The organism is Kitasatospora sp. NPDC001159, assembly GCF_053598235.1.
The window spans coordinates 1-3,197 of record NZ_JBSFJV010000237.1; the positions used below are offsets into that span (position 1 = coordinate 1).

Here is a 3,197-nt window from a genome sequence, read left to right on the forward strand (position 1 = left end):
GTTGGCGGCTGTGGCCAGCTCTGCCGGCGGGGCGAAACGCCGCTCCTCCTTGAGCAGGTTGGCCAGGCTCTCGTTGCTCAACGCGCACTCCTCATCGAGTCATGATCTGGGGCATCCCGTGCGTGGGGATTGTCCCGTGTGTCCCAGTGCACAGCTCACCAGGCGAACGGGTCAGTTGACAAGAGGCTCCCGGGAATTGGTGTAGACCTTTGGCTGATCGTCGAACGGCCGACCGCGCGTCCCGCCGCCCGGAGGCGGCAGGATGCACAGCGGCAGGTGGGCCCGTGCCCCGGCCCGCCCGGCAGGCACACGGACCCGACTCTCAGGCGGCCAGCTGGGGACCCTCCTCACTGCCGGCGGCCGGAACCCGGTCGTCCTTTCCGACTTGTTCGGCCGAATCCCCGTCGGACCGGGGGTCGGCGTGGCCGTCGGTGCGAGTCTCGGTGCGGGCCTCGACCGGGCTGAACGTCCCGGCGGTGCGGTCCAGGACGTAGGCCTGGGCGGTGGCGAAGTCGAAGTACATTCCGACCAGCCGCAGGGTGCCCTCCTCGACCCGACGCTCGACCGCGGGGTTCGCCATCAGCTGGTCCAACTGCTGGACCACGTTGGTGATGCAGAGCTGCTCCGCGAGGTCCACCACCGGCCGGTCGGCGAACTCGGCCGGGGCTCGTCGGAGCCGGTCCAGCGAGCCGCGGCCGTTGCGCAGCCAGCGGGCCAGCGGGGTGGGCGGCCCGGGGCGCTCGTGCACGCCGTCCAGCAGGGCGTTCATGGCGCCGCAGCCGGAGTGCCCGCAGACCGTGATCGAGCGCACCTCCAGCGCCTCCACCGCGTACTGCACCGCGGCGGCCACCGAGTCGTCGGCCGCGCCGGGTTCGAACGGGGCTGGCACCAGGTTGCCCACGTTGCGGACGGTGAACAGGTCACCCGGGCCGCTGTTGGTGATCATGCTGGTGACCATCCGGGAGTCCGCGCAGGTCAGGAAGAGCTGCGAGGGCGTCTGCCCTTCCCGGGCCAGCCGGGCGAGTTCGGGCCTGATCAGCGGGGCGGTGTGCTGCTGGAACACCCGGACGCCGTCCAGCAGCCGGCCGTGCGGGTCCTCCTGCTGCTCGATGCAGTGGTGGCCGACCCACGGCGTCCAGGCCCGGCAGCGGTGCGGGCCCGGCGAACTGCCCGCGCGGACGGCGCCGTCGGGGTCGAGCACCTCGTCGTCCTGGCGTCGCGTCACCATCGAGACCCGTCCGCCCGCGGCCTGGCGTCCGGTCCGCCAGTTGTGCAGCGTCTCGTACGCGGCGTGGTCCAGGAAGGAACCGTCGTGCACCACGGTGACCTCCGTGTCCGCGGGGATCGAGGCCAGCGCCCGGCTCAGCCGGGGGACGGCGGTGAAGGTGAGCGGCCCATGGGTCTGGACGGTGACCGAGCCGTCGGGGCCGGTCTCGACGTCGACGTGGGCTCGGGTCAGCCGGTAGAGCGCGAGCAGTACGGCGGTGCCCGCGCCGAGCCCGACGCCCCACAGCACCCCGAAGGCCACCACGCCGAGCACCGCGATCAGGTAGACCGGGAACTCACGGTGCCGGTGCACCTTGCGGATGTGCGCGAAGCTCACCATCTGCAGCCCGACCACCAGCACCAGCGCCGCGAGCGCGGCCAGCGGGATCCGACGCAGTCCGCCGGTCAGCGCCAGCGCGGCGGCCAGTACCCAGACACCGTGCAGCACCGAGGCCCACTTGGTCTGCCCGCCGGCTCGGACGTTGGCGGTGCTGCGTACGGCGCCGCCGGCGATCGGCAGCCCGCCGACCAGGCCGCTGACCATGTTGGCGAGGCCCTGTCCGCGCAGCTCGCGGTCGAGGTCGCCGGTGCGCTTGGTCATCCGGTCGACCGCGACGGCGGACAGCAGCGACTCCACGCTCGCGACGGCGGTGACGGTGAGGACGGCGGCGAGCGCCCCGGTGAGTGGACCGTGCGGCAGCGCGGGCACGAGCGAGTGCGGCTGCCAGGCGGGCAGTTCGATGTGGGCCAGCCGCAGGTCCAGGGCGAGGGCGAGAGAGGTGGCGACGGCCACGGCGGCCAGCGGGCCCGGCACCTTGGCCAGCCGGGCGCCGAACTCCCCCGCGCGGCCGGGAAGTCGGCCGAGCCGGGGCCAGCCCAGCAGCACGGCCACGGTCACCGCGCCGGCCAGCAGCGCGGGCGGGTGCGGGTCGGCAAACTGCCCGGGCAGGGCGAGCAGGTTGGTGAGCGCCGAGCTCTGCGGGGATCCGCCGAGGACGACGTGCAGCTGGGCGATGGCGATGGTCAGCCCGACCCCGGCCAGCATGCCGTGCACGATCGCGGGCGAGACGGCGAGCGCTGTTCGGGCCACCCGGCGTACACCGAGCAGGAGTTGGAGTAGTCCGGCGGCGACGGTGACGGTGCAGGTGGCCTGCCACCCGTGCTGGGCGATCAGCCCGGCGGTGATCACGGTCAGTGCGGCGGATGGCCCGCTGACCTGGAGCGGGGTGCCGCCGAACAGTCCGACCACGATGCCGCCCACGGCGGCGGCGACGAGCCCCGCGGTGAGCGGGGCGCCGGTGGCGAGCGCGATGCCGAGCGAGAACGGCACGGCGATCAGGAAGACCACTAGGGAGGCGGAGAGGTCCTGGGCCCAGCGGACCCGGGAGTTGGGGCCCGGTGGTGCATGGTCGGTGGTGTCGGAGGCGGTGGGGGCGCTGGAGATGTCGAGGGTCATTGTCTTCCCGTCTGTCCGGGGGAACGAACGCAGTCAGGTCCGGCGGTGAGTCCGGGGGCGGGGCTCCGGGCGGATCGGCTGTCGTGGGTCGCGACGGTGTGGCGGGATGGCGTGGGCACGGCGGGGGAATGCGGGTGTCACCGGCCGGCGTTGACCATCAGGCCCGCCAGGGGTCCGGGCGAGGTGCGGGATGTCTCGCCGAGGGCCGTCGGGACGGACCATCAAGACTCGGTAAACCGAGAGTAATGAAAGCTTTGCACGGCGTCGTGGCCGGTGGGAAGTGGAAAACCCCCTGATTCACCCCATTGGGTGGTGTTCGAACCGATGGGAATCTGCCGGTGGCGCCGCACGGGGCCGATATGGCGAACGGGCCGCGGCCTCCCCCGGGGTGAGGGGGACGCTCTCCTTGGGCCGGTCCGAGCGGCCCTCGGCGGCCGCGCGCTCGGCGGCGGCCTTCGCGGCGGCCGGGTCCAGC

Annotated in this window: 1 protein-coding gene; it reads right to left on the minus strand. The window is 73.3% G+C overall.

Annotation, left to right across the window (positions count from 1 at the left end):
• Positions 1–322: 322 nt before the first annotated feature.
• A complete protein-coding gene (locus ACWC9T_RS41350) occupies positions 323–2,722 on the minus strand; it encodes a SulP family inorganic anion transporter (protein ID WP_449826173.1) in 2,400 nt (799 codons plus the stop codon).
• Positions 2,723–3,197 lie beyond the last annotated feature (475 nt).

What these genes read in the sequence shown, in the direction of transcription:
- ACWC9T_RS41350 (WP_449826173.1), bottom strand. Translation starts at nt 2,722, where the DNA reads ATGACCCTCGACATCTCCAGCGCCCCCACCGCCTCCGACACCACCGAC.